This is a genomic window from Desulfuromonadaceae bacterium, assembly GCA_019429445.1.
Taxonomy (GTDB): Bacteria; Desulfobacterota; Desulfuromonadia; order Desulfuromonadales; family JAHYIW01; genus JAHYIW01.
This window is the reverse complement of sequence record JAHYIW010000021.1, coordinates 29,621-54,386: the sequence shown is the minus strand read 5'-3', so window position 1 is coordinate 54,386 and position 24,766 is coordinate 29,621. Positions and strand designations below refer to the sequence as shown.

The following is a 24,766-nucleotide window of genomic DNA, read 5'->3' as shown; positions in this document are numbered from 1 at the left end:
CGGTTGAGGGCTTTCGTCGTTTTAATCCTGTAAGTAAATCTGCCGCGAGAACTGGTTGCGCTATGATACAGGAAACCGTGTATGATCTTTTGCTTGGCGAGCATCTGGTGGATTCCGGGGATGCCGTTCTGGTTGCCGTTTCCGGCGGGATTGATTCGGTCGTCCTGCTGCATCTGTTGCATGCCCTTGCTCCGCGCCTCCCTGTTACGCTCCACGCTGCCCATCTGGATCATGCTATACGCAGGAACAGTGCGGAAGATACCGCGTTCGTTATCGACCTGTGTGACCGTCTCGCTGTCCAGCTGACAACTGAACGGATTGATGTCCCGGCACTTGCCGCCGCACAGAGAACGGGGCTGGAAGAGGCCGGGCGCCAGGCGCGGCGCGATTTTTTGTGCCGGGTTGCGCGGCAACATAATTGTCAGGTCATTGCCTTGGGGCATCATGCCGATGACCAGGCTGAAACAGTTCTGCATCGGCTGCTGCGCGGGAGCAGTGCCAGTGGTCTGGCCGGAATGCGCCTCCACCACGGGGCCTGCATCCGCCCGCTATTAAGGGTTACCCGAGCGGATATCGAAGGGTATGCGGCTGAACATCATCTCAACTGGTGTGAGGATGTCAGCAATCGCGATATCACTTTCACCCGTAACCGGATTCGCCACCAGTTGCTGCCCCAATTGCGTGAATTTAATCCCCGCATCGATAGACATCTGGTCGCGCTGGCGGAGCGTCTGGCGGTCGAGGAAGACTTCTGGTCGGGGGTGGTTGCAAAGCACTTTGATCGCTTGCTGACCGATTCCCGCGACGGTCTGCGCCTTTCTGTCGCCGGTCTGCAAGCACTTCACCGGGGGGTGCGTCGACGCGTGTTGCGTCATGCTCTGGGGGTGGTTCGCGGGTCGGTGATGACCCTGGCGGCACCGCAGATCGCTGCACTTGAGCGGCTTTTGCACGGCAGCAGTCAGGCGGAACTCGATCTGCCCGGAGTATGGGCGGCACGTCGTTACAGCGAATTATGGTTACGGACGGCTGCGCCGTCGTGTCAACCGTTCAGCGTGATCGTGGCCGGGCCGGGAATCATCGATCTTCCACAGGGGGACAGACTGGTTTTCAGTTACGGACCGCCGCAAGGAGAAGATCCCCTGGCGGTTGAGTTTTCTGCTGCGACGCTGTCTTTTCCGTTGACGATCCGTTCGTTCCAACCCGGCGACCGTTTGCAACCGGCAGGCGGAGCGGGAAGCCGTAAGTTGAAAGAACTGTTTATCGACGCAAAGATTGAACGCGAACGGCGCCGGTCGTGGCCGCTGCTGGTCGGGGAGGACATCCTTTGGATTCCCGGTTTAAGACGTTGTGACAGCCATTGGCCGACACCGAGTGAAGTACCGGTGCTGAGGGTTGCTTTTGAGCCAGCTTTGCCGTGATTGATTCTTGTCGCGGGTGAATAATTATGGTAAGTTCAAAAGGTTTAATGCGTCATGACATGCATCATTCCGTGCGACATGAAAATAACCTACCACAGGGGGAAAAGTGAACCAATTTTACAAGAATATTGCGCTTTGGCTGGTGATCTCACTGGTCATGATCATGCTTTTCAATATGATGACCCAGCGCGATCAGGGGCAGAAGCCGATAACCTATACAACTTTCATGGCCGAAGTCGAGTCGGGCAGCGTCAGGGATATTACGATTCAGGGTCAGAATATCGAGGGTCATTATCAGGACGACACCGCATTCAAGACGTTTGTGCCGAATGATCCGAACCTGATTACTGAACTGCGCGGACGTGGCGTGGTGATTCAGGCCCGCGCGGATGAGGATCGCAGTTTCTGGTTTACCCTGCTGGTTTCCTGGGGACCGATCCTGTTGCTGATCGGCGTATGGATTTTCTTCATGCGGCAGATGCAGTCGGGTGGCGGCAAGGCGATGAGCTTCGGCAAGAGCCGGGCGAAACTGCTCAATGAGACGTCGGCGCGGGTGACGTTTGATGATGTTGCCGGGATCGATGAAGCCAAGGACGAACTCGAAGAGGTCGTTTCGTTTCTCAGGGATCCGAAGAAGTTTTCCCGCCTCGGTGGACGCATCCCCAAAGGGGTGTTGCTGGTGGGCGCGCCGGGGACCGGCAAGACCTTGCTGGCGCGGGCCATTGCCGGCGAAGCAGGGGCTCCGTTCTTCTCAATTTCCGGTTCCGATTTCGTCGAAATGTTCGTCGGAGTCGGTGCCAGCCGGGTGCGCGATCTCTTTGTACAGGGGAAAAAAAATGCGCCGTGCATCATTTTTATCGACGAAATCGATGCGGTTGGTCGGCACCGCGGGGCGGGTCTCGGCGGTGGACACGACGAGCGCGAACAGACCCTCAACCAGTTACTGGTCGAGATGGATGGTTTCGAGTCGAATGAGGGGGTTATTCTGATTGCTGCGACCAACCGCCCCGACGTGCTTGATCCCGCCCTGCTGCGTCCCGGTCGTTTTGACCGGCAGGTGGTGGTTCCGCATCCCGACATCAGGGGACGGTTCAAAATTCTTACGGTACATGCCCGCAAGGTGCCGCTGTCCGAGAATGTCAATCTGGAGGTTATTGCCAAGGGAACACCAGGTTTTTCCGGTGCCGATCTGGCCAATCTGGTCAACGAGGGCGCACTTTTGGCAGCGCGGGCCGATAAGCAGACGGTCGATATGGAAGATCTTGAAGCGGCCAAGGACAAGGTGATGATGGGTGCCGAGCGGCGCTCGATGGTGATTACCGAAGATGAAAAGAAAGTAACCGCCTATCACGAGGCCGGGCACGCGGTTGTTGCGCTCTTCCTGCCCGATGCTGATCCGGTGCACAAGGTATCGATCATTCCGCGCGGGCGCGCCATGGGGATCACCATGTATCTGCCGCGCGAGGAAAAATACAATCAGAGCAAGGAAGGGTTGCAGGCACATATCTGCACCTTGCTGGGCGGTCGGATTGCCGAGGATCTGTTGCTTGGCAGTATCACCACTGGAGCCAGTAACGATATTGAGCGGGCAACGATCGTTGCCCGGCGCATGGTTTGTGAGTGGGGGATGAGCGACACGTTGGGACCGTTGGCCTTCGGTGAAAAACAAGGCGAAATTTTTCTTGGACGTGATATGGCGCATACCAAGAATTACAGTGAAGCCACGGCGATCGAGATCGATACCGAAATCCGCGCCATCGTCCAACAGGCGTATGACCGCACCAAGAAAATTCTCACCGACAATCGCGAAGGGCTGCTTCGCGTTGCCGATGCGCTGCTGGAGCGTGAAAACCTCGACGGGGCTGAAGTCAATGCGCTGGTCGAGGGAGAGACGCTCCCTCCGGTCGAAGTTTATGTTGCCCCGGTTGCACCGGCGGCGACGCAAAAAAAATCGGCACCTGCGGCAGACGCTGATCAAAGCGGTGCGCAGACAACGAATGCACCGGAAGAGCAGCAGGATGATCCGGAGGATCCGCCGGCCTGATGACGTTCGCCACCCGTTTGCTGAAGGTTGCCGACGACGCCGCAGCGCGAGATGAACTGAAGACGCTCGGCGTCGATCCTGTCGGCATTGAGCGGATGACGGCGAAAATGCTTTTGCGGCTGGTGAAGATCGACCGGGTGCCGTGTCGGGCGGCCAATATCCTCAAGCAGGAGATGCTGGCACTTGGCGGCGATACTGCTGTGGCGCGCGGCACTGTTGCTTGTTCCCTGCCGACGACAGATGTTATTCTGATCGGGACCCTCAAGCAGTTGGAACTGTTGGCCCGGCGGCTCGGCGTTCAGCCGTTTGGCCTGGCGGATCTTGGTCAGGAGCTGATTCAGTTGCTGGCGTGGCTGGACAAACCGGCGACATTGTTGCGCGGGCGGACGGTCGAACTTGACCTCTCCCGGCCACGAATCATGGGCATTTTGAACGCAACGCCCGATTCCTTTTCCGATGGTGGCCGTTACAACCGGGTCGATGCGGCGCTGATGCGTGCCGGTGAAATGGTCGCCGAGGGGGCGGACCTGATTGATGTCGGCGGCGAGAGTACGCGCCCCGGTGCCCTGGCCGTGTCGGTCGAAGAAGAACTTGATCGGGTCATCCCGATAATCGAAGCGCTCCATGCCGAGTTTGCTCTGCCGTTGTCGATCGATACCAGCAAAAGTGGCGTAGCGGTAGCGGCCACGACCGCAGGGGTTGAATTCGTCAACGATATCAGCGGATTGCAGTTCGATGCGCAGATGGCCAAGGTGGTTGCCGCGAGTTCGGCCGGACTGATCCTGATGCACACGCGCGGTCGACCCGAGACCATGCAGCACGACACGAAATACCCGGACCTGCTTGGACAGGTGATCAGTGGGCTGCGCGACAGCCTGTCCCGCGCCCTGGCCGCCGGGGTACAAGTGGAGCGGATTGCCGTCGATCCGGGGATCGGTTTTGGCAAGGATGTCGCCGGTAATCTGGAACTGTTGCGCCACCTTGATGAATTGCACAGCCTCGGGCGTCCGCTGTTGCTCGGAACGTCGCGCAAAAGTTTCATCGGCACCATCCTCGGCGAGGATGATCCCGTGCAGCGTTTGTATGGTTCCCTGGCGACAGTGGCTTTGGCCGTCGCTGCCGGAGTTCGGTTGCTGCGTGTCCACGATGTGCGGGCCTCACGTGAGGCGGCGCTGACCGCCTGGGCGGTTGTCTCCGGACAACGTCCATAAACGCATAAACCCTGAATTTTTAATGGTATGTAATGAGCGCACTTTTCGACATCTCAAATCATTTCCGTTGGGTCCTCGACCTGGTCGATATCGCTCTCGTTGCGTTTATCATCTATCGTATTATTTTATTGATCAAAGGAACCCGCGCAGTGCAAATGCTGCTCGGTCTGGCGGTCATTCTCGGTGTCTATGTCACTGCGCAAGTTGTCGGGCTCTACACGTTGCGCTGGATTCTCGATAACTTCCTTTCATCAATTATCCTGGTCATTATTGTTATTTTTCAAAGCGACATTCGTCGTGCGCTGATCCATGTGGGGCGTAATCCGTTTTTTGCCGATCTCAGCTACAAGGAGGAGGGCGCGGTTCTGGATGAGTTGGCCAAGGCCTGTCTGTTTCTCTCCGGGCGACGGATTGGCGCGCTGATCGTGATTGAACGCGAGACCGGTCTCAAGGATTTTCTGGAAGTCGGGGTGGAGCTTGATGCCCAGGTTTCGGGAGAGATTATTTCTTCGATCTTTTTACCGAATTCCCCGATTCATGACGGTGCGCTGGTGATTCAACAGGGGCGGATGACACGCGCCGGATGTTTCCTTCCGCTCAGTCAGGAGCCGGGGATCAGCAAGGCTCTCGGTACGCGACACCGTGCCGCACTGGGGTTGACCGAACTGGTCGATGCGGTTGCGATTGTGGTTTCGGAGGAGACGGGCAAGATCTCGGTGAGTGTTGGCGGGCGATTGACGCGTAATCTCGATGGCCCGACGCTGCGCAAGGTTCTGGCGCGACTGTTTGAACCGCGGCATAATAAAGCATAGGGTGGCACGACGATGGTCAAGATCATCATGGAAAACTGGTTCTTAAAACTGTTGTCGTTAACTTTCGCGGTAATTCTGTGGTTTTTTGTTATGGGTGAGCAACGGCTGGAACAGGGTTATTCTGCTTCATTGCAATTGCGGAATATACCCAAGGGGCTGATGATTGCCAATGATGTGCCGAGCACCATCGATGTGCGGATCAGTGGTCCACGAACGCTGCTGATGAATCTGAAGCCGTCTGAGGTCAGGCTGTCCGTCGATCTCACCGGACTGAAAGCGGGAGTGACCTCGTTTAAGCGTCTTGAGGAACAGTTGAATCTGCCTACGGCATTGAAGGTGACGCGGTTGTCTCCCCCGGTGATTGATGTCAGGCTGGAGGCGATCCAGAAAAAAATCATTCCGGTTCGCGTTATTTTAAAGGGTGAACTGCCGGCTGTGGCAAACATTGGTGGAGTTTATCCGAACCCGGCACAGGTAGAAATTGAAGGTGCGAAAAGTGAACTAAAAAAGATCAATGAGGCGGTCACTGATCCGGTTGAGATTGACGGTGCAATGGCGGATGTTGAGACTTCTGTCGCCTTGATTCCGCTTGGGCAATACGTTTCTTTTTCACAAAAGCAGAATATTCAGGTGAAAGTTGCGATCATTGTCGATACCGATGGCCCGCCATCTGCACAGGAGGAGAAGCACGGGGAATGACGAAGAAACTGTTTGGAACCGATGGGGTTCGCGGGGTTGCCAACACCTATCCAATGACAACCGAGATAGCTATGCAACTCGGGCGCGCGGCGGCGCATATTTTTAAAAAACACAATGCTCGGCGGCACCGGATTGTCATCGGCAAAGATACCCGGCTTTCGGGGTATATGATCGAGAACGCATTGGCATCGGGAATTTGTTCAATGGGGGTCGATGTGATTCTGGTTGGTCCCCTGCCGACTCCGGGGATTGCTTTTCTGACTGCATCACTACGGGCAGATGCCGGCGTGGTGATCTCCGCTTCGCACAATCTCTACCAGGATAACGGCATTAAGTTTTTCTCAAATAATGGGTTCAAGCTGCCGGATGCACTCGAAATCGAGATCGAATCATTGCTCGACGACAGCCGCCTTGACGCACTGCGTCCGACCGCTGCTGAAGTCGGCAAAGCCGTACGTCTTGACGATGCCGTTGGCCGCTATATCGTTTTTTTGAAGCACACTTTCCCTAAACATCTCGATCTTAACGGTTTAAAAATCGTCCTTGATTGTGCCCATGGCGCGGCCTACAAAGTTGCTCCCGCAGTGCTGCGCGAGTTGGGTGCCGAGGTGATCACCATCGGGGTGACCCCGGATGGGATGAATATTAACGCCGGTTGTGGATCGCTCTACCCCGAAGTTGTGGCCGCAGCGGTGCGTGAGCATCACGCCGATCTCGGGATTGCCCTGGATGGTGATGCCGACCGGGTGATTTTCGTAGACGAGCATGGCCGAGAAGTTGATGGGGATCATATCATGGCAATTTGTGCAACCGATCTGCTTGAACGGGGGGCATTGGCGCGCAAGACACTGGTCTCGACTGTGATGAGCAATATGGGGCTGGATATCGCCATGCGCAAAGCCGGTGGCAAAATGATCCGGACGGCGGTCGGTGACCGTTATGTCGTCGAAGCGATGCGTCATGGCGGTTACAGCCTGGGCGGCGAGCAATCAGGACATATGATTTTTCTCGATCATAATACCACCGGTGACGGCACGCTTTCGGCGTTGCAGGTGCTGGCGATCATTCAGCGCTCGGGTAAACGCTTGTCAGAACTGGCGCAGGTCATGACCGCTTTGCCGCAGATTCTGCTCAATATCAGAGTCGCGGAGCGCAAAGATCTTGGGGATGTTCCGGAAGTTTCCCGGGTGATCAAAGCGGTCGAAGCGGAACTTGGCAAGAATGGCCGGGTGCTGATCCGCTACTCGGGAACCGAGCCACTGTTACGGATCATGCTCGAAGGGCCGCAACAGCACCGGATTGAAGAGCTGGCGAATGATATCGCTGTCGCCGTTGTGCAGCATCTTGGCGGGCATCGGGAAGGGACATAACAGATGGCGAAGCTGGGGGTCAATGTTGATCATATTGCCACAGTTCGTCAGGCACGGGGAACGATCGAGCCTGATCCGGTTACTGCGGCACTCCTTGCGGAACTGGCCGGAGCGGACGGGATTACCGTTCACCTGCGCGAGGACCGGCGGCACATCCAGGATCGTGATGTTGAAATTTTGCGCGCGACGGTGCAGACGCGTCTCAACCTGGAGATGGCGGCGACTGACGAAATGGTGGCTATCGCCGAGCGGTTGCTTCCTGACCAGGTGACACTGGTGCCGGAAAAACGTCAGGAATTGACGACTGAAGGCGGTCTGGATGTCATCGGGAAGGCAGCCCAGCTGCGTCCTTACATTGCCCGCCTGGGTCAGGCGGGGATTGTTGTCAGCCTCTTTGTCGATCCAGATGCCGCGCAGATCAAGGCGTCACGGGAGGTGGGCGGCAATGCTGTCGAGATCCACACCGGCACCTATTGTGATGCCCCGACCGAGGCGCGGCGGGCCATTGAACTGGAAAAAATACGTCAGGCGATTAGCTACGGTCACGAGTCAGCCTTGGTGGTGAACGCCGGGCACGGTCTGAACTACCGGAATGTCCAGCAGGTGGTCGCTCTTGGCGGCGTAGAAGAGTACAATATCGGTCATGCCATTATCTCTCGTGCGCTACTGGTCGGGCTGGACCGCGCGGTGCGGGAGATGGCAACACTGGTGCGGTGCTGATATGGCTATCGCCGGGATAGGCACTGACATTGTCCGGGTCGAACGCTTTCGGGAATTTCTCAAAATGGGAAAAACCGGCATCATTGAGCGCATTTTTACCACGGATGAACGGGCCTACGCTTTAGGAAAGAAAGATCCTGCGACGCACCTGTCGGCACGCTTTGCGGCGAAAGAGGCCTTCCTTAAAGCCCTTGGTCTTGGCCTGCGCGAAGGGGTTCAGTGGCGCGATATTGAGGTGCGTAACGATGCCCTTGGCAAGCCGTCATTGTTTTTTGGCGGCCGGGCCGCAGAAATTCTTGCTGAGCGCAAGCTGGGCAACGTCCAGTTGAGTTACAGTCATGAACGTGAATATGCGGTGGCGATGGTGACGGTGGAGATGGTATGAAGCTGCTAACCGCCGTGGAAATGCGTGAGCTTGATCGTCGGGCGATGGAAGAAATCGGCATCCCCGGTGCGGTACTGATGGAAAGTGCCGGGCGCGGCGCGGCGGAACTACTGGCTGAACGTTATGCAGATCTCTTTCCCGGTCCGGTGTTGATCCTCGCGGGGAAGGGAAACAACGGCGGAGACGGGTTTGTTATTGCTCGCTGGTTATTGAACCGTGGCTGGCAGGTGCAGACGATTGTCCTTGATGCACCTGCGGCAATTGGCGGCGCTGCCGGGCTCAATCTCGATATTCTGCAACGTTGTGGCGCTACGGTCACTGCGGTGACAACTGATGAGCAATTGAGCTCCGCCCTCGCGGCGCATTCCGGCGTGATTCTGGTTGATGCCCTACTAGGAACCGGTCTGGCCAACCCGGTAAGTGGACGCTATGCCGTTGCCATCGATTGGCTGGGGGCGCAGCGCGCACCGCTGGTTGCAGTCGACATCCCTTCGGGGGTCGATGCCACGAGCGGCGCGATCCTTGGCCGCGCGGCACATGCCGACTTGACCGTGACCTTCGCCGCAGCCAAGGTCGGGCATGCCGTTAGTCCCGGGTTTTCCTGTTGTGGTGAGCTGAAAATTGTAGATATCGGTATCCCGGCGACCTTAAGTGCCTCAACCGGTGATAGCCATTGGTTGATTGAAGCCGCCGAAGCAGCGCGGCTGTTGCCGTTGCGCCCCGTGAATGGCCACAAAGGAACATTCGGCCACCTGCTGGCGTTGGCTGGTTCGCCCGGCAAGACAGGAGCCGCGACGCTGACTGCCGCTGCGGCGGTGCGGGGCGGTGCGGGGCTGGTTACCCTGGCTTGTTCGGCAGCCGTTCACGATATCATGGAAATCAAGTTGACCGAGGCGATGACCGTCGCCTTGCCCGATCATGACGGGTGCCTCGGTGAGGATGCGTTGGCTTCTGTGAACGCCCTGCTGGACAATAAATCAGCATTGGCAATTGGTCCGGGGTTGGGGATATCTGGGCAGACAGTCCGCCTGGTCCGGCGCATCGTTGGGGAATCGTCGCTGCCGCTGGTGGTTGACGCCGACGGCCTGAACGCGCTGGCGGGGCACTGTCACGTGCTGAAGGAACGTCCTCGCGCGAGGACAATTCTGACTCCGCACCCGGGGGAGATGGCGCGCCTTCTCGGCTGTGGTGTCGCTGCGGTGGAAGCGGAACGGATCAATTGTGCACGAGAATTCGCGATGGAGTACAGGGTCGTGCTGCTCCTCAAGGGCGCGCGAACCATTATTGCTCTTCCTGACGGGCGCATCAGGATTAACTCCAGTGGTAATCCGCTGCTGGCGACGGGGGGGAGCGGCGACGTCCTGACCGGGTTGATCGGGGCGCTTCTGGCACAGGGATTGACTGTTGATGATGCTGCTGTGCTCGGCAGCTATCTGCATGGGGCTGCGGCTGATCACTGGGCTACGCGCCACGGTGACGTCGGAATGACCGCAACCGAACTGCTGAATGAACTTCCTGCCGCCTGGCGGGAACTGCGACTGATAAGGAGTCAGACATGTTGACGGCCAAAGATATAATGACCCGGGATGTTCACTCGGTGACACCTGAAACAACGATTGAAAAACTGGCGAAAATTTTCGTTGAGACGCGCGTTAACGCACTCCCGGTGATCGAAAACGGGAAGCTGTACGGGCAGGTTTCACAGAACGATCTGGTCGAGCGTGATCAGCCGTTGCATATCCCGACGGTGATTTCGATTTTCGATTGGGTTATCTACCTCGAAAGTGACAAGACGTTTCGCGAAGAAGTACGCAAGATGTCCGCCCGGACGGTACGTGATATCTGTCGCGTCGATGTGCCGACCTGTACCCCGGCAACTCCGGTGAGTGAAATAGCGGCCCTGATGGCGGGCAAGGCTGCACATCTGGTTCCGGTCGTGGAGAACGAGCGGGTGGTCGGGGTGGTCGGGCGTCTCGATATTATTCGTTCCATGGAGTAACCGCGGTGTCTTCACGGGTGGTGATTACCGCTTCTCCGGAGGAGACCCGGGCTTTTGCCCGGAGGCTCGGCGAACAGCTGGACAAGTCCCTGACGATCTGGCTGAGTGGCCCGCTTGGCGCCGGAAAAACCTGTTTCGCTCAGGGGGTCGCAGCGGGACTTGGGGTTCCAGCTGATGAGCCGGTCGTTAGCCCCAGTTACACGCTGATGAATCTTTATCAGGGACGTTTGCCCCTGTATCATTTCGATTACTATCGTTTGTCCCATCCTGACGAGCTTGATGATCTCGGCGGCGATGAATTTATTGAGGATGGCGGCATTTCTCTGGTCGAATGGGCGGATCGTTTCGACACCTGTGCCGGGTACGCGGGCGGTGCGCGCGCGGGGGTACATATTGAGCTGAAAATAGTTGCCGCCTCTCGCCGTGAAATCGTTTGTCGGGCCTGCGGAGTGGATGCCGAGGCATTGCTGTCGCGACTCTTTGCCGCGTGGAAAGTTGCTGTTGATCAGAGTTAAGACAAACGCTGGAAAAATGTTTTGACCGCAGCGGGTAATCCTGCTATTTAATCAAACTCTGGGCATGATCCAGATTCGTCCGCATGATGCGGTAAAGCACTAGCAGCCTGTCGGACTATCCATGAGCCGGCTGCATACCCGGCTGTTTGGCTCATATTTCAGCTCCTTTTTGGTTCATAGCTACGGCTATGCACCTCAAAAGAGCTAAAATCTGTTCTCAAATATCCAAATTTTCGCTTCGGCCCGTATAGTCCGTAAGCTGCTTGGGAGGACACAGTTCTATGGCTTTAGTCGTACAAAAATATGGTGGTACGTCGGTCGGTGATGTGGAGCGCATTCGCAATGTTGCACGACGCATCGGCCGCACCTATGACGACGGGAATGATGTCGTTGTTATTGTTTCGGCGATGTCCGGTGAAACCAACAAACTGGTGGCACTCGCCAACGAGATGTGTGAGTTTCCGAGTGAGCGCGAGTATGACGTTCTCGTTGCAACCGGCGAACAGGTAACTATCGCGCTGCTGGCCATGTGCCTCCAGTCAATGGGTTACAACGCAAAAAGTTATCTCGGGCACCAGATTCCGATTTACACCGACAGTGCGTACAGTAAAGCACGAATTGAGGAGATCGGTGACAAGAACATCCGCGAAGATATCAAGAACGGGACGATTATTATCGTTGCCGGTTTTCAGGGGATTGACCGCCACGGCAGTATCACCACGCTCGGACGGGGTGGTTCCGATACCTCCGCGGTGGCCGTCGCGGCGGCACTCAAGGCGGATGTGTGTGAAATCTACACCGACGTCGATGGTGTCTACACGACCGATCCGCGGATTGTTCCCGAAGCATCGAAGGTCAACAAAATTTCGTACGACGAGATGCTGGAGATGGCGTCACTGGGCGCAAAAATTCTCCAGATCCGTAGTGTCGAATTTGCCAAGAAATATAACGTGGTGATCCACGTTCGATCGAGTTTCAACGATAACCCCGGAACTCTGGTGATGAAGGAGGATGCCGATATGGAAACTGTACTGGTTTCAGGAATTACTTACAATAAGGATGAAGCAAAAATTTCGGTGATCCGGGTTCCAGATAAACCGGGGATTGCCGCGAAGCTCTTTTCGCCACTTTCCGCGGCAAATATTACGGTCGACATGATTATTCAGAACGTGTCGCACGAGGGGTTCACCGATCTGACGTTTACTGTGCCCAAAACTGACTACAAGAAGGCGTTGAAGATTGTCAATGAGGCGGCGGGTATTATCAAGGCTGGCGGGGTGGTCAGCGACGAACAGATTTCGAAAGTCTCGATCGTTGGTGTCGGCATGCGCTCACATTCGGGCGTGGCCAGCAAAATGTTCCAGACCCTTTCTGCCGAAGGAATCAATATTCAGATGATCTCGACGAGTGAAATCAAGGTTTCCTGTGTCATTGATTCTAAATATTCAGAATTGGCGCTACGTGTACTGCACGATGTTTTCGGTTTGGCCAAAGAGGCAACCGAGGAATAAGGTCGACCGGATAATCGTGTGCAATGGATTTAAAACGGGGGCAGGAATGATTCGTTTATACGATACAACACTACGTGACGGAACACAGGCTGAGGATATCTCCTTTCAGGTAATAGACAAGGTGCGGATTGCCCAGAAACTGGATGAATTGGGTATTCACTATATTGAGGGAGGCTGGCCTGGTTCAAATCCAAAAGATATTGCATTTTTTAAAGATATCAAGGATATCACCCTGCATCAGGCGAAGATTGCTGCTTTCGGATCGACCCGGCGGGCCAGGGTCACTCCCGCGGAAGACAATAATATCCAGACGTTGATCGAAGCCCGCCCCGATGTTGTCACAATTTTCGGCAAGACCTGGGATTTTCATGTTCGCGAAGCATTGCGGATCAGTCTGGATGAAAATCTTGATCTTATCAATGACTCGCTCGCTTATCTCAAAGAACACGTCGGTGAAGTTATCTATGATGCCGAACACTTTTTTGATGGTTATAAGGCGAATCCCGATTATGCATTGAAGACTCTGGATGCCGCACGCGAGGCAGGGGTCGATTGTATTGTCCTGTGCGATACCAACGGCGGGACGATGCCGTTCGAGGTCGCTGCCATTATCCAGGCAGTCAAGGGCAGGATCTCGACACCGCTCGGCATTCACACCCACAATGACGGGGAATGTGCCGTGGCCAACGCGCTGGTGGCCGTCGAAAACGGCATTGTTCATGTTCAGGGGACGATCAACGGGTTCGGTGAGCGTTGCGGCAATGCTGATCTTTGTTCCATCATCCCTGCGCTCAAACTGAAGATGAAGAAGGATTGTGTCACCGACAAACAATTGCACACCCTGCGTATCGTTTCCCGTTATGTCTATGAACTGGCCAATCTGGTTCCGAACAAACATCAACCCTACGTCGGCAATTCGGCTTTCGCCCATAAAGGCGGCGTGCACGTCTCGGCCATCCAGCGGCATCCTGAAACCTACGAGCATATTCGCCCCGAGTATGTCGGGAACGTGACTCGCGTGCTGGTATCCGATCTTTCCGGGCGCGCCAATATTCTTGCCAAGGCCGAAGAGTTTAATATCGACATTGACAGCAAGGATCCGCTGACCCTTGAATTGCTTGAAGAGATCAAGGAGATGGAGAATCGGGGCTATCAGTTTGAGGGTGCCGAGGCCTCGTTTGAATTGCTGATGCGCAAAGCGTTGGGGACGGTGCGTCAATATTTTACGGTCCTTGGTTTTCGCGTCATTGACAGCCAGCGCAGTGGCGATGCCAAACCCTTTTCCGAGGCGACGGTGCAGGTTAAGGTCGGCGGCAAGATTGAGCATACAGCTGCGGAGGGTCGCGGACCGGTCAATGCTCTCGATAATGCCTTGCGCAAGGCGCTGGAGGGTTTTTATCCGCAAATCAAAGAGATCAAGCTGTTTGATTACAAAGTCCGCGTTCTCCCGGCCGGAGAGGGCACTGCGTCGATGACTCGTGTGTTGATTGAATCCGGTGACAGCCTCACGCGGTGGGGGACTGTTGGTGTCAGTGATAACATTATCGACGCGTCATATCGAGCTTTGGTCGATGCCCTGCTCTACAAACTGGTCAAGGATCAAAACGATCAAAACGATTAAAACAACCTCTCGCGGCCCCCTGTTGCTGGCCGTTGTCGCTCTTATCCTTTATTCCTTAACTTTCGGCCGGGCAACACTTCGTGATTCACGTGTGTTCCCGGCCGTTCCAATCTCCGTCGATCATAAAATCTGGATCGCACATGGTGACGGTTTTCGCGAACGGATCGTTCGCCAATATAATGACGAAACCACCGCACAAGACGTCATGAAAATGGCGGGCATGGCTGTCGATCAGGGAGCGGGAGGAAATATCGCTGATTCAACCCGTTTACAGAACGGACAAACCTTGTCCGTCGTCATTAAAAACGGTGGAGTTGCCGGTTTTAAGGTTGAATGGATGCCTGCCGCTCAGCGCATGTCGCTGGGCATACCACTGCATCCGGATCGCATGAAAAAGGAAGATTGGGAACAATTGCCAGGGATTGGAGAAAAAATGGCCACACGGATCATCCTTGACCGCCATAAAAATGGCGATTTTGTTTCAATTGAGGGACTGAATCGTGTAAAAGGGGTCGGCAACGCACTGATCGCTCGCTGGAAAGAATATTTTCGATAACCGGTAAGTTTTTGTAACTATATGATATTAAACGGATATTTATAATTATGACTAAAAATATTATATTTTCAGGGTAAAGGCACGAGCGGTTGGCACGACAAGTGTAATCATCTCTGAACATACAGTGAGACGGAGAGACGGAGAGAGTTGTTTTAATTGTCAGTTATTCTGGAAAGGGGATTACGTTATGAAATGTCCCAGATGTAAAGGCAAGATGTATGCTGAAAAATTTTATGACTTTGTGCGTACCTACGATGCCTGGCGTTGCCCTTCGTGCGGTGAAGTGATCGATCAGACAATCCTTGTTAATCGTTCCCGGAGTCAGGGCCGTTTTCTGGTATAATCAGCCTCCAGAAAGCCCATACTGAGGATTATTTAAAAAGGCCGGACAGTGATGTCCGGCCTTTTTTGAATTTTTCGTCTAAAGTTTGATGGCGTCGCAAAAAGTCCGCCCTACTGCGTTACGCCGGTTTTTCAGGACCTCGACCTACCTGATGTAGGCCTTCGCCCCTGAAAAACCACCAGGCCTTGTAGGACAAAATTTTTGCTTAGCCATCCCATGAGTTTTTGCGAGTGCATCAAGTTTGATGCACTCGCAAAAAAGAATTGAATTGTGGCAATCAGGGTGCCGGACCAAATTTGAGTTTTTCTGAAGAGCCGAAGAAGTAGTCAAACATCTCGGCGGAAGACATACCGGTGGGCATGAGTACAAAGATAACCAAAGCATAAACCAGGGCAAGCGCGAAAATCCAGTTAATGATGTTGGTCAGGTGCAACCAGTCTGAATCGTTAATCCGATCCTGATCACCCTCGGCAACCTCGCTTTTTTCCGTAGGCACAGAAAGTTTTTCCATAATACGTCCCGAAAAACAAAACAGCAGGGCGGTAATGGAAAACTGCGGCAAAAGCTCGGGAGAAACGTGCCCCTGGCTCAACAGCAACCCATAAAGGCCCATTCCGCAGAATCCCAGAAGTGTCATTTGACGACTGATTCCCACCTTGGTCCAATCTCCGTTTGGTTGTTTTGACAGTGACTCATGCGTCGTAACGTCATCTTTAATCTAACTGTTTGCCGCTAAACTGTCAAGCCACGATCCACCGGGCAGGCGGCGGATAAATTACAGCCGGGTTTTGAGCAGGACTTTGCTGGCGGGACGCAATGTGACGACATTGTCAGCAAGTGCGGTTGCCAGATAGATACCCCCGACCACGGCCAGTCCAATTCCTGTTGTAATTGTTGGTGTGGACGCTGGATTGATGATAAACAGCAGTGTGCCAAGGGCACAGAGGATGATCGTTGCCGGCAGACCGTATGCCGGGACCCCTGTCCGTTGCAGATAAGAATGCGCGAGAATAGCGTAAATGATCCAGAGGATGCAAAAGACGATTGCAGCGGTTGGCGAGGGGGGGGACAGCAAGTTATATCTGGGGAGTGCCAGCAGGCTTATAATGGTCAGAAAGAAAATTGCTGCCGGAACTTGCAGGGCGGCGACCAGTGCCAGGTTGCCACTGCGCCCCCGGAACCCCTGAATCGTCAGGGTGGTGGCCGCACCGAGGCCGAGAAGAAGCAACCACGGCCAGAAAGGCGGTGCAACATTGAGTAACATCAGGCCGATGGCCAGGGTAACACTGCCGAAACCGAGCATGCTATGGCGGGTAAAGCCGGTATCTTCATGGTGGCCGGTTTTTTCATTTGCTGCTGGTGGTGGGAAATGTCCGCGCCGTGAAACATTGTTGCGATCGAGTAATTCGTCATATTTATTACAGGCGGTGTGACACCCGAAGCAAAGGGTAACGATACGCGATACATCGGACGGAGAGATATAACCGCAACCAACATCACAAATGTCTTCATCAACGCCGTAGAATGGACAGTGACTGGATTTTTTCGTCATCACGCACTCCGTTTTCAGTGAAGTTAATATCTGCTGTCAGCACCCTATTGAGCAAAGGCTGTTCCAGAATCGCTGACGTCATGCTGAAAATATTTTTGATGTAATATCGGTGAGTTATATTGCAGAGGTAAAAAGTTGCGGAAGGCGCGGGCAGAGCTCTTTTCGCGGATGCGCAAATCATTGGGCAATACGATTTGCGCATCCGCGAAAAGGGAATCAGGTGACCGATTCCTTGGTAATTCCGTATTTCTTCATTTTACGATAAATGGTCGCCATATTCATTCCGGCGAGTTTGGCGGCTTCTTCAACGTTCCCTTCAGTGTGACGTAACAGCCCGCAGAGGTAGTCAATCTCAAAACGTGCCAGTGACGAGGTGTAACCGGCACCACTGCTGATGGGTTCACCCTGTTCATGCGGTATTTCCATGATCTGATTCAAGGTGGAGAGGCTGATATGCGATTCCGTTTCAATCGTCAGACAGGCTTCAATGACATTCGCCAGTTGACGGATGTTCCCCGGCCAGTCATGCGTGGTCAGCACACGCAGCGCTTCGGGAGTAATGCCTTGAAAGGTTGTGGCGAATTTTTCGTTGCAGGTACGGATGAAATGGGTGACCAGTACCGGGATATCCTCGCGCCGTTCGCGTAGCGGCGGCAAGCGGAGTTTGATGACATTGATGCGATAGAAAAGGTCCTCGCGAAACGTCCCGCGACTGACGTCTTCACTCAGATCCGCATTGGTTGCGGTGATCAGACGCACATCGACGCGGGTCGGCCTGGTGTCGCCGATGCGCATAAACTCCTGTTCCTGCAGAAAACGCAGCAAGGTTTTCTGGACAGTCAGCGGCAGGTTGCCTACTTCGTCGAGAAACAGGGTGCCACCATCAGCTTCTTCGAGAAGCCCCTTGCGATTTTCCGTGGACCCGGTAAAAGCGCCCTTGCGTGAGCCGAACAGCTCACTTTCAAGAACCGATTCAGGGAGCGCGCCGCAATTGATGGCGACAAACCGCTTGTCGTGCCGCGTCGAATTATAATGAATCGCCTGGGCAATCAGTTCCTTGCCACTCCCCGATTCGCCGGTAATCAATACCGATGTGTCGCGAACGGCGATCTTTTCGACCTTGAGCAGCAGCTCGCGCAACGCTGTCGAATTGCCGATAATGCGATCAAATTTGAAACGACCGGTCAATTCCTGGTGCAGATGGTGGTTTTCAACCAGTAATTCGTTGGTTTTCAGCGCGTTTTTGACGCGGTAAAGCAGCTCGTCAGGCTCAAACGGTTTGGTCAGCATGTCATAGGCACCCTTGCGCAGCGCCTGAATCGACATGTCCACGGTGGCAAACGCGGTAATGATAATCACCGGGAGCAACGGTGCCTTGTCCTTGACGTGCTGCAGAACCTCAAGCCCGTCCATCCCCGGCATTTTGATGTCGGTCACGACGACATCCCAGTCGGCAGGGGAGAAGCGCCGCATGGCTGCGACCGGGTCAGTAAAAGCCGTAACCTCATAGCGTTGATCTTCGAGGATTGCGGTCATCATCCGGCACAACCCCTCCTCGTTGTCGATTAACAGAATGCGTTTTCCAGTCACAAAGATTCCTCCTGATTCAGCGGCAGCCTGATCCGAAACGTCGTCCCTTTTCCGGGAGTACTGCTGACTTCAATCGATCCGTGATGCATGTCGACAATTTGTTTGGTGATCGCCAGACCGAGCCCCGTCCCCTGTTCGCGCGTGGTGAAAAAGGGCTCGAAGATATTGTCCAGATGCTCCGCTGGAATCCCGCATCCGGTGTCGCTGACCTCAAGCAGCAGCGTCTGCTCTTCGCGACTGGTGCGGATCGTCAACAGACCGTGTCCTTCCATGGCGTTACCGGCGTTAAGAATAAGGTTGATCGTGATCTGGCGGAAGAGATCACCGTCGATCGCCAGGGGGGGGAGCGTTTCATCCAGATCGATCTTGAAATTAACCGAGTGCAACTCGGTATGATTGGCCGCGAAAGCTGCGATCTGGCGGAGGAGTTCGTTGACATCCTCCTCACGCAGTGTCGGTTTAGGCATGCGGGCATAACTGAGCAGATCCTGAACGATTTTTTTACAGCGCTTGCTTTCGCGTTTGATTTCGTGAACGTAGTTGTAGTAAGGGGAATCGGTCTCCAGTTTGTTTTCCAGATAAGCGGCATAGCCCAGAATCACTCCCAGCGGGTTGTTGATTTCGTGTGCCACGCCACTCGACAGGACGCCGAGGGAAGCCATCTTTTCCTGGTGTGCCAGTTTCATTTCGATTTCACGGTTGTTGTCGATCATACCGATCATGCGATTGAACGCCTGGGCCATTTCACCTAGTTCATCCCGGCGCGTTGCAGAGACACGGACGGCAAAGTTGCCTGACTTGACCTGGCGAATCGCCTCCATCATGCGCGCGACCGGTCGCGTCAGCAGCCGGGTGGCCCAGATAACCAGCGGCACAAGGAGGCAGGTCATGAGGACGGTCAGGATCAGCATGCTGATGAAACTGCGCCCCTTGATGCGGTTTGCGGCATCGTAGAACTCGTCTTCGTAGGAACCGACGGCCACGATCCAGTTCAGCGCTTCGACATAACGGTAGCGAGCAATTTTCATCCGCGGGCGGGGGTCAAAGTCGTTCTTCCACGGGTAGCGAATCCAGCCGTTTTTCTTTTCACACATCTCGCGAATGAAATAATTTCCTGATGAGTCACGCGCATCGATGAAATTCTGGCCTTCATTTTCCGGATGGATGGTAAAGGTGCCGTCGGTGGTCATGGCATAGATGTAACCGGTTTTGCCGACCTGCTTGCTCTTGATCTGCTCTTTCAGTTTGGCGAAGGCGCGTTCCTCAAAGGCAAGATCATCGTAGGTTTCATCGAGATAGCCGCTGACCGCGATGATCCAGTCCCAGGCCGGGAAATAACGGTAGGCGGCAATTTTCAGCCGTGGATGGTCAGCGGGTGACAGGTTACTGCTCCACGGATAAGTGATGAAATTGACTTTGTCCGGCCCCGCCTGCTTTGCGGTTTCAATCAACTCGCGAATAAAGAGACGACCATTCTCGTCGCGTGAATCGATGATGTTGTCCCCTTCACGAGCAATGTGCAGGTGCAGCAGGCCGCTGCTGTCGAGGACAAAGACGTAGCCGCTTTCACCGACGTTGATGCGGCGCAGCGTCTTGCGGGCATTTTGTTGTGCAATCTGTTGGCCCTTGTCCTCACCAAATTGCTGCTGGGCCGTCTCGACGATTTCAAAGGCGGCATCGGTGAGGGTTTTCAGGTCGCGCCTGAAATTGCGCCGTTTATCGGCGCGATAGACCTGGAATTGCTGGTGGTGAGCCTCCAGCAGATCGGCACTGAAGGCAGCCATGTGGTCGAGGTCTGCTTCACTGCGTTCGGTGATCCCCTGATAGGCCTGCCGGGCGGAGATGTAGCCGACCAGGCTGCCCGTGATCACGATTGGCAAAATGACCATCGGCAAGACGGCCAGGAGCAGTTTCCAGCGTAACTTGAGTCCGCCTATGCGGGTTTTTAATCTATTCGCCATCCGCTATCCTCGTCATCTTCATCCGTCGTTACGTCGAGCTGTGCCATTTTTAGCATTATTGCGAAACAAAAACCAGCGATGAATCGAGCAGGGGCATATCTTGACCTCCCCGGTGGAATACGGTAGTTTCAGCTGACACACACAGGAGCATGTTGTTCAATGTCACACTATACAGAAGAAAAACGGCGCAAGCGCCTGGCCGGCGAACAGGGCGCGGTGCTCAAACCGTGGGGAACCAGGGTGACGGTTGCACTGCTCTATCCGAACACTTATGCCCAGGCGATGTGTAACCTCGGTTTTTTGACCATCTATCATTTACTCAACAGTCGTGACGATATCTTGTGTGAACGCTTTTTCCTCCCCGATAAAGAGGAGCGGGTTGCGCTCGACCAAGGTGGTGCGCCGCTGGTTTCCCTCGAATCGGGGCGTGCGTTGCGCGATTTTGATCTGGTCGCCATCTCGATTTCGTTTGAAAATGATTATCTGCACCTGCCGACCCTCTTTGAGCTGGGACGGTTACCTCTTTTTGCGCTCGACCGCGATGCACACGCGCCGCTGGTGCTGTGCGGCGGGGTCTGCTCCTTCATCAATCCGGAACCTCTCGCCGAGATCATGGATTTGTTCGTTGTCGGTGAAGGGGAGCCGGTGCTGCCTGCGCTGCTCGATCTGCTGGTCGGCGCAACCGCCTCGCGCGCTGCACTGCTCAAGGCTTGCGCAACTATTCCCGGAGTCTACGTCCCGTCCCTTTACGCCGCGCGCTATCATGACGATGGCACCTTCGCCGGACACCGCGCCGCCGCGGGAGCTCCGGCGCGGATCGTCCGCCAATGGCTGCCTGACCTTGATCGCTCGGCAAGCCGTTCTTTTGTGCACAGTGCCGAAAGTGAATTCGGCGACATGTCGCTGGTTGAGATTTCGCGCGGTTGCAGCCGTGGCTGTCGCTTCTGCGCCGCAGGGTTTGTCTATCTCCCCCCGCGTGAACGCAGTCTTGCCGTGCTGGTCGATCAGGTGGCCGCTGGTCTGTGCCAACGCAATAAAATCGGATTGATCAGCCCGTCGGTCTCTGATCATGCCGACCTTGCTCCTTTGCAACAGGAAATCCTTGCTCGCGGCGGAGAATTTTCGATGTCGAGTCTGCGCATCGATTCGATTGATGCCGGGCATGTGGTGGCGTTGCTCGCGGCGGGGCATCGCAGTGTGGCCCTTGCCCCGGAGGCCGGCAGTCAGCGGCTGCGCAACCTGATCAACAAAAGCCTTGATGAGCCGCAGATCCTTGACGCCGTCAAGACTCTGGCCGCAGGGGGGATGCTGAATCTCAAACTCTACTTTCTGCTCGGGCTGCCGACGGAGACCGATGCGGATATCGACGCCCTGCTGGCGCTGACAGAAAAGATCCGCTCGATATGGCTGGAGGCCGGGCGGAGCCGGGGCCGACTCGGCAAGATCATCTTGTCGGTAAACCCGTTTATCCCTAAACCGTTCACCCCGTTACAATGGGCAGCGATGGAGGGGAAATCCTCACTGGAGCGTAAATTCAAGCGGTTGCGTACGGCGCTGGCAAAAGTACCGAACACTGAGATACATTTTGAATCCCTCAAAGCCGCTCGTTTGCAGGCGCTGCTGGCAAGAGCCGATCGGCGGGTCGGTCGCGCCTTGCCGCTTCTGGCAGCGGGCGCGAGTTTGAATGTGGCCTGTCGTGAAACAGGAATCAACCCCGATTTTTTCATTGAACGCCAGCGCGAGGACAAAGAAGTATTTCCGTGGGAAATTATTGACAACGGTACCCGGCGCAGCTACCTGCGGGCGGAATACCTGGAGTCATTGGCCGGACAGTTGACCGCCCCATGTCATCCAGCCTGTCGGCGTTGTGGCTTGTGTGGTGGCGGTGCGTGATGCTCCGCGTCATCTCTGGGTTTTGCCCGGAAAGTTCAGTGATACGGCGGATTGACATTAGTTGCGATACATAATGCTAGCTAATGAGACGCTTCGCGGCGTTGTTTTTTTACTCTATGTCACTGATTTTAAAAAGGATATTTAAGAAGTAGTGTTATTGTAAAAGGTCCCCCGCAGCCGCAGGGCTGCTACGCGCATGATTATTGCAAGTTCAGGCAGGATTCGATGATCCTTATCACTGTTGCGAGGTCCGCGTGAAAAAGCCTTTAATCGCTGTGTGTTATCGTGAGCAGAAACTGGTCAAGCTGGCTAATATCCTCCAGCAAATGGGGTATCGGGCGGAGTGCTGTCCAGACCCTGTCGGTTTGTCGATGCTGACCGGCAAGCGCACCCCCGATCTGCTGATTTTTGATCAGGAATCGTATGCCGCACTTGCCGACAAGTTGAACCAGCGGGGGGTGCAGATGCCGGTGATCATCGCCGGGACCCCGGACGCCACTCCTGCGGGGTATGACCCGCACGATTATCTGTCGCAGCCGGACGATGTCGACTCAATCCATAATCTGCTCACCCGCCATCTGGCCAGCTTTACCCGCCAGCACCTGCGGATCGCTGTGCGCCTGCCGGGAATCTATTCCCTCGACGGTCACGACGAGCTGTGCGATATCCACAGCCTGGGTACCGGCGGCGTCTTTCTGCAAACCCAGAGCCTGCGCCTCGGCAAGGACCATAAGCTGCAACTGGTGATTCCGCTGTTGGGGATGAAACGCGAACTGGAAATCACCGGCCAGGTGATTTATCAGGTCTTGCCGAGTGCGGAGAATAATTACAACCAGGGCATCGGCATTCAGTTTACCGACGCCTGTCCCGACGACCTCAAGATGCTCCGCGATTACATCCTTTTTGCCCTGCTCAACGGTCATCACGGGATCGCCGAGGCGCACTCTTTTGATGAGCAGTTGATGCCGAAAATGCCGACGATGGGCATGGCGCTGCGTTGCAGTTGAAGATCCAACTTGTGATGCTTTCGCAAAAACTCATGGGATGGCTAAACAAAAATTTCGTCCGACAAGGCCTGGTGGTTTTTCAGGGGCGAAGACCTACATCAGGCAGGTCGAGGTCCTGAAAAAGCAGCGTAACGCAGCAGGGCGGATTTTTTGCGACGCCATCAACGTATTGCTGCCATTTTTACGCGACAAGGCCCCTGGTATTCCGGGGGCCTTGTCGCGTTTGGGGTGAGGCGTGCGCTGCAAGCAGCAGTTTAGGCTGGACTAAAGAGGGGGTGAACTGCTATTAATATCGTGGTTTTGGCGGGATATCGCGGTTTCTTATCCCGTTCGTCATTCATTTTATCAGCGGAACCGCACAGGATGGGAGGTCATCGATAATGAGCGAAAAGGTGCATTTTACGGAACTGGGTCTGGCCAACACCAAACAGATGTTTGCCCAGGCGTTTGCCGGCGGTTATGCGATTCCGGCCTATAACTTCAACAATCTCGAACAATTGCAGGCGATCATCACCGCCTGTGCCGAAACCGGCTCGCCGGTCATCATTCAGGTCAGCAAGGGGGCGCGGGAATATGCCAACGCCACCATGCTGCGCTACATGGCGCTGGGGGCGGTGAAGATGGCGCGGGAGCTGGGCTCCAACATCCCGGTCTGCCTGCATCTTGATCACGGCGATTCGTTCGAAATCTGCAAGTCGTGCGTTGATAACGGCTTTTCCTCGGTGATGATCGATGGTTCGCATCTCCCCTACGACGAAAACGTGGCCCTGACCAGAAAAGTCGTCGCATATGCGCATCAGTTTGACGTCACCGTTGAAGGGGAACTCGGCGTGCTCGCCGGGATTGAAGATGACGTCCAAGCCGCGACCTCGACCTATACCAAGCCGGAAGAGGTTGAGGACTTCGTCAAAAAAACCGGCGTCGATTCGCTGGCAATCTCCATCGGCACCAGTCACGGTGCCTACAAGTTCAAGCTCAAACCGGGGGAGTCGGTGCCGCCGCTGCGTTTCGATATCCTCGAAGAAGTCGAAAAACGCATCCCCGGCTTCCCGATTGTGCTCCACGGGGCTTCGAGTGTGGTGCAAGACTACGTCACACTGATCAACCAGTACGGCGGCAAGATGGACGGCGCGGTCGGTGTGCCCGAAGAGCAGTTGCGCAAGGCGGCCAAGAGCGCCGTCTGCAAGATCAATATCGATTCCGACGGCCGCCTGGTAGTCACCGCCAAAGTCCGCGAATATCTCGCCAACCATCCCGGCGAATTTGACCCGCGCAAATACCTCGGCGCCGCCCGCAAGGAACTGACCGAGCTGCTCAAGCACAAGAATGAAACGGTTCTCGGGAGTGCCGGTAAAGCCTGATTGATGGCTTAGCCATTCGCTGGGTTTTGCGAGTGCTCAGCACCCCCCTCTAGCCCCCTTGACAGGGGGGGGCGTTTGCAGCATCCCCCCCCTCCTGACCTCCCCCCGCTGGGGGGAGGAAATTGTTTCAGCGGAAGATCAGTGCTTCTCAGGAAGAATGCTGTGATTTTTTCAGATAAAGTAGTATTTTTTTATGAA

At 55.1% G+C, this 24,766-nt stretch carries 23 protein-coding genes; 19 read left to right on the top strand and 4 right to left on the bottom strand.

All coding sequences use genetic code 11. From position 1 onward, the window contains the following. Positions 1–62 precede the first annotated feature (62 nt). From tilS to K0A93_09750, 15 genes are all read left to right on the top strand, one after another. On the top strand, positions 63–1,418 hold the full coding sequence (tilS, locus tag K0A93_09820) for a tRNA lysidine(34) synthetase TilS (GenBank protein MBW6512390.1): 1,356 nt from the start codon (positions 63–65) through the stop codon (positions 1,416–1,418). 106 nt (positions 1,419–1,524) lie between these two features. Continuing rightward, a complete protein-coding gene (gene ftsH, locus K0A93_09815) occupies positions 1,525–3,462 on the top strand; it encodes an ATP-dependent zinc metalloprotease FtsH (protein MBW6512389.1) in 1,938 nt (645 codons plus the stop codon). Next, positions 3,462–4,673 carry a dihydropteroate synthase gene (folP, locus tag K0A93_09810; protein MBW6512388.1) on the top strand — a complete coding sequence of 404 codons (1,212 nt, stop codon included), beginning with the start codon at positions 3,462–3,464 and terminating at the stop codon, positions 4,671–4,673. Before ftsH ends, folP begins: the two co-directional genes overlap by 1 nt. Positions 4,674–4,705: 32 nt before the next feature. Further along, positions 4,706–5,485 (top strand): diadenylate cyclase CdaA, encoded by a 780-nt coding sequence (gene cdaA / locus K0A93_09805; protein ID MBW6512387.1) that lies wholly within the window; start codon positions 4,706–4,708, stop codon positions 5,483–5,485. Between the two features lie 12 nt (positions 5,486–5,497). Continuing rightward, positions 5,498–6,184, top strand: a complete 687-nt coding sequence (locus K0A93_09800) for a YbbR-like domain-containing protein (protein MBW6512386.1) — start codon at positions 5,498–5,500, stop codon at positions 6,182–6,184. After that, a complete protein-coding gene (gene glmM, locus K0A93_09795) occupies positions 6,181–7,554 on the top strand; it encodes a phosphoglucosamine mutase (protein MBW6512385.1) in 1,374 nt (457 codons plus the stop codon). The genes K0A93_09800 and glmM overlap by 4 nt, the downstream gene beginning before the upstream one ends. A 3-nt stretch (positions 7,555–7,557) precedes the next feature. Next, positions 7,558–8,274 (top strand): pyridoxine 5'-phosphate synthase, encoded by a 717-nt coding sequence (locus K0A93_09790; GenBank protein ID MBW6512384.1) that lies wholly within the window; start codon positions 7,558–7,560, stop codon positions 8,272–8,274. A 1-nt stretch (position 8,275) separates the two neighbouring features. Then, on the top strand, positions 8,276–8,659 hold the full coding sequence (gene acpS / locus K0A93_09785) for a holo-ACP synthase (protein MBW6512383.1): 384 nt from the start codon (positions 8,276–8,278) through the stop codon (positions 8,657–8,659). Beyond that, the gene (locus K0A93_09780) at positions 8,656–10,221 is read left to right on the top strand and encodes an NAD(P)H-hydrate dehydratase (protein ID MBW6512382.1); all 1,566 of its coding nucleotides are present in this window, start codon (positions 8,656–8,658) and stop codon (positions 10,219–10,221) included. The genes acpS and K0A93_09780 overlap by 4 nt, the downstream gene beginning before the upstream one ends. Next, on the top strand, positions 10,215–10,658 hold the full coding sequence (locus K0A93_09775; GenBank protein MBW6512381.1) for a CBS domain-containing protein: 444 nt from the start codon (positions 10,215–10,217) through the stop codon (positions 10,656–10,658). The genes K0A93_09780 and K0A93_09775 overlap by 7 nt, the downstream gene beginning before the upstream one ends. 5 nt (positions 10,659–10,663) lie before the next feature. Further along, entirely contained in the window at positions 10,664–11,173 is a 510-nt protein-coding gene (gene tsaE / locus K0A93_09770) for a tRNA (adenosine(37)-N6)-threonylcarbamoyltransferase complex ATPase subunit type 1 TsaE (protein ID MBW6512380.1), read from the top strand. Between the two features lie 281 nt (positions 11,174–11,454). Beyond that, positions 11,455–12,684 carry an aspartate kinase gene (locus tag K0A93_09765; GenBank protein ID MBW6512379.1) on the top strand — a complete coding sequence of 410 codons (1,230 nt, stop codon included), beginning with the start codon at positions 11,455–11,457 and terminating at the stop codon, positions 12,682–12,684. 46 nt (positions 12,685–12,730) lie between these two features. Beyond that, complete coding sequence (cimA, locus tag K0A93_09760; GenBank protein MBW6512378.1) at positions 12,731–14,305, top strand: citramalate synthase; 1,575 nt, start codon at positions 12,731–12,733, stop codon at positions 14,303–14,305. Beyond that, on the top strand, positions 14,256–14,861 hold the full coding sequence (locus K0A93_09755; protein MBW6512377.1) for a helix-hairpin-helix domain-containing protein: 606 nt from the start codon (positions 14,256–14,258) through the stop codon (positions 14,859–14,861). Before cimA ends, K0A93_09755 begins: the two co-directional genes overlap by 50 nt. Positions 14,862–15,048: 187 nt before the next feature. After that, the gene (locus K0A93_09750; protein ID MBW6512376.1) at positions 15,049–15,204 is read left to right on the top strand and encodes a hypothetical protein; all 156 of its coding nucleotides are present in this window, start codon (positions 15,049–15,051) and stop codon (positions 15,202–15,204) included. Between the two features lie 277 nt (positions 15,205–15,481). On the opposite strand, the gene K0A93_09745 is transcribed toward K0A93_09750, so the two are convergent. The 4 genes from K0A93_09745 to K0A93_09730 form a co-directional block, all read right to left on the bottom strand. Further along, the gene (locus K0A93_09745; protein MBW6512375.1) at positions 15,482–15,859 is read right to left on the bottom strand and encodes a hypothetical protein; all 378 of its coding nucleotides are present in this window, start codon (positions 15,857–15,859) and stop codon (positions 15,482–15,484) included. A gap of 120 nt (positions 15,860–15,979) precedes the next feature. Next, entirely contained in the window at positions 15,980–16,756 is a 777-nt protein-coding gene (locus K0A93_09740) for a hypothetical protein (protein ID MBW6512374.1), read from the bottom strand. Between the two features lie 216 nt (positions 16,757–16,972). Beyond that, a complete protein-coding gene (locus tag K0A93_09735; GenBank protein ID MBW6512373.1) occupies positions 16,973–18,346 on the bottom strand; it encodes a sigma-54 dependent transcriptional regulator in 1,374 nt (457 codons plus the stop codon). Further along, a complete protein-coding gene (locus K0A93_09730; protein ID MBW6512372.1) occupies positions 18,343–20,307 on the bottom strand; it encodes a cache domain-containing protein in 1,965 nt (654 codons plus the stop codon). The genes K0A93_09735 and K0A93_09730 overlap by 4 nt, the downstream gene beginning before the upstream one ends. A gap of 159 nt (positions 20,308–20,466) precedes the next feature. On the opposite strand from K0A93_09730, the gene K0A93_09725 reads away from it, so the two are divergent. The 4 genes from K0A93_09725 (at position 20,467) to K0A93_09710 (ending at position 24,568) form a co-directional block, all read left to right on the top strand. Next, positions 20,467–22,200, top strand: a complete 1,734-nt coding sequence (locus K0A93_09725) for a radical SAM protein (protein ID MBW6512371.1) — start codon at positions 20,467–20,469, stop codon at positions 22,198–22,200. A 254-nt stretch (positions 22,201–22,454) separates the two neighbouring features. Beyond that, positions 22,455–23,207 carry a PilZ domain-containing protein gene (locus K0A93_09720; GenBank protein ID MBW6512370.1) on the top strand — a complete coding sequence of 251 codons (753 nt, stop codon included), beginning with the start codon at positions 22,455–22,457 and terminating at the stop codon, positions 23,205–23,207. A gap of 37 nt (positions 23,208–23,244) precedes the next feature. Then, the gene (locus K0A93_09715) at positions 23,245–23,439 is read left to right on the top strand and encodes a hypothetical protein (protein ID MBW6512369.1); all 195 of its coding nucleotides are present in this window, start codon (positions 23,245–23,247) and stop codon (positions 23,437–23,439) included. A 148-nt stretch (positions 23,440–23,587) separates the two neighbouring features. After that, positions 23,588–24,568, top strand: a complete 981-nt coding sequence (locus K0A93_09710) for a class II fructose-1,6-bisphosphate aldolase (GenBank protein MBW6512368.1) — start codon at positions 23,588–23,590, stop codon at positions 24,566–24,568. The last annotated feature ends 198 nt before the right edge of the window (positions 24,569–24,766 follow it).

What these genes read in the sequence shown, in the direction of transcription:
- folP (MBW6512388.1), top strand. Translation starts at nt 3,462, where the DNA reads ATGACGTTCGCCACCCGTTTGCTGAAGGTTGCCGACGACGCCGCAGCG.
- tilS (MBW6512390.1), top strand. Translation starts at nt 63, where the DNA reads ATGATACAGGAAACCGTGTATGATCTTTTGCTTGGCGAGCATCTGGTG.
- K0A93_09780 (MBW6512382.1), top strand. Translation starts at nt 8,656, where the DNA reads ATGAAGCTGCTAACCGCCGTGGAAATGCGTGAGCTTGATCGTCGGGCG.
- K0A93_09750 (MBW6512376.1), top strand. Translation starts at nt 15,049, where the DNA reads ATGAAATGTCCCAGATGTAAAGGCAAGATGTATGCTGAAAAATTTTAT.
- glmM (MBW6512385.1), top strand. Translation starts at nt 6,181, where the DNA reads ATGACGAAGAAACTGTTTGGAACCGATGGGGTTCGCGGGGTTGCCAAC.
- K0A93_09730 (MBW6512372.1), bottom strand. Translation starts at nt 20,307, where the DNA reads ATGGCGAATAGATTAAAAACCCGCATAGGCGGACTCAAGTTACGCTGG.
- K0A93_09800 (MBW6512386.1), top strand. Translation starts at nt 5,498, where the DNA reads ATGGTCAAGATCATCATGGAAAACTGGTTCTTAAAACTGTTGTCGTTA.
- K0A93_09710 (MBW6512368.1), top strand. Translation starts at nt 23,588, where the DNA reads ATGAGCGAAAAGGTGCATTTTACGGAACTGGGTCTGGCCAACACCAAA.
- K0A93_09715 (MBW6512369.1), top strand. Translation starts at nt 23,245, where the DNA reads ATGGCTAAACAAAAATTTCGTCCGACAAGGCCTGGTGGTTTTTCAGGG.
- cdaA (MBW6512387.1), top strand. Translation starts at nt 4,706, where the DNA reads ATGAGCGCACTTTTCGACATCTCAAATCATTTCCGTTGGGTCCTCGAC.
- K0A93_09765 (MBW6512379.1), top strand. Translation starts at nt 11,455, where the DNA reads ATGGCTTTAGTCGTACAAAAATATGGTGGTACGTCGGTCGGTGATGTG.
- K0A93_09740 (MBW6512374.1), bottom strand. Translation starts at nt 16,756, where the DNA reads ATGACGAAAAAATCCAGTCACTGTCCATTCTACGGCGTTGATGAAGAC.
- K0A93_09790 (MBW6512384.1), top strand. Translation starts at nt 7,558, where the DNA reads ATGGCGAAGCTGGGGGTCAATGTTGATCATATTGCCACAGTTCGTCAG.
- cimA (MBW6512378.1), top strand. Translation starts at nt 12,731, where the DNA reads ATGATTCGTTTATACGATACAACACTACGTGACGGAACACAGGCTGAG.
- K0A93_09725 (MBW6512371.1), top strand. Translation starts at nt 20,467, where the DNA reads ATGTCACACTATACAGAAGAAAAACGGCGCAAGCGCCTGGCCGGCGAA.
- acpS (MBW6512383.1), top strand. Translation starts at nt 8,276, where the DNA reads ATGGCTATCGCCGGGATAGGCACTGACATTGTCCGGGTCGAACGCTTT.
- K0A93_09775 (MBW6512381.1), top strand. Translation starts at nt 10,215, where the DNA reads ATGTTGACGGCCAAAGATATAATGACCCGGGATGTTCACTCGGTGACA.
- K0A93_09755 (MBW6512377.1), top strand. Translation starts at nt 14,256, where the DNA reads ATGCCCTGCTCTACAAACTGGTCAAGGATCAAAACGATCAAAACGATT.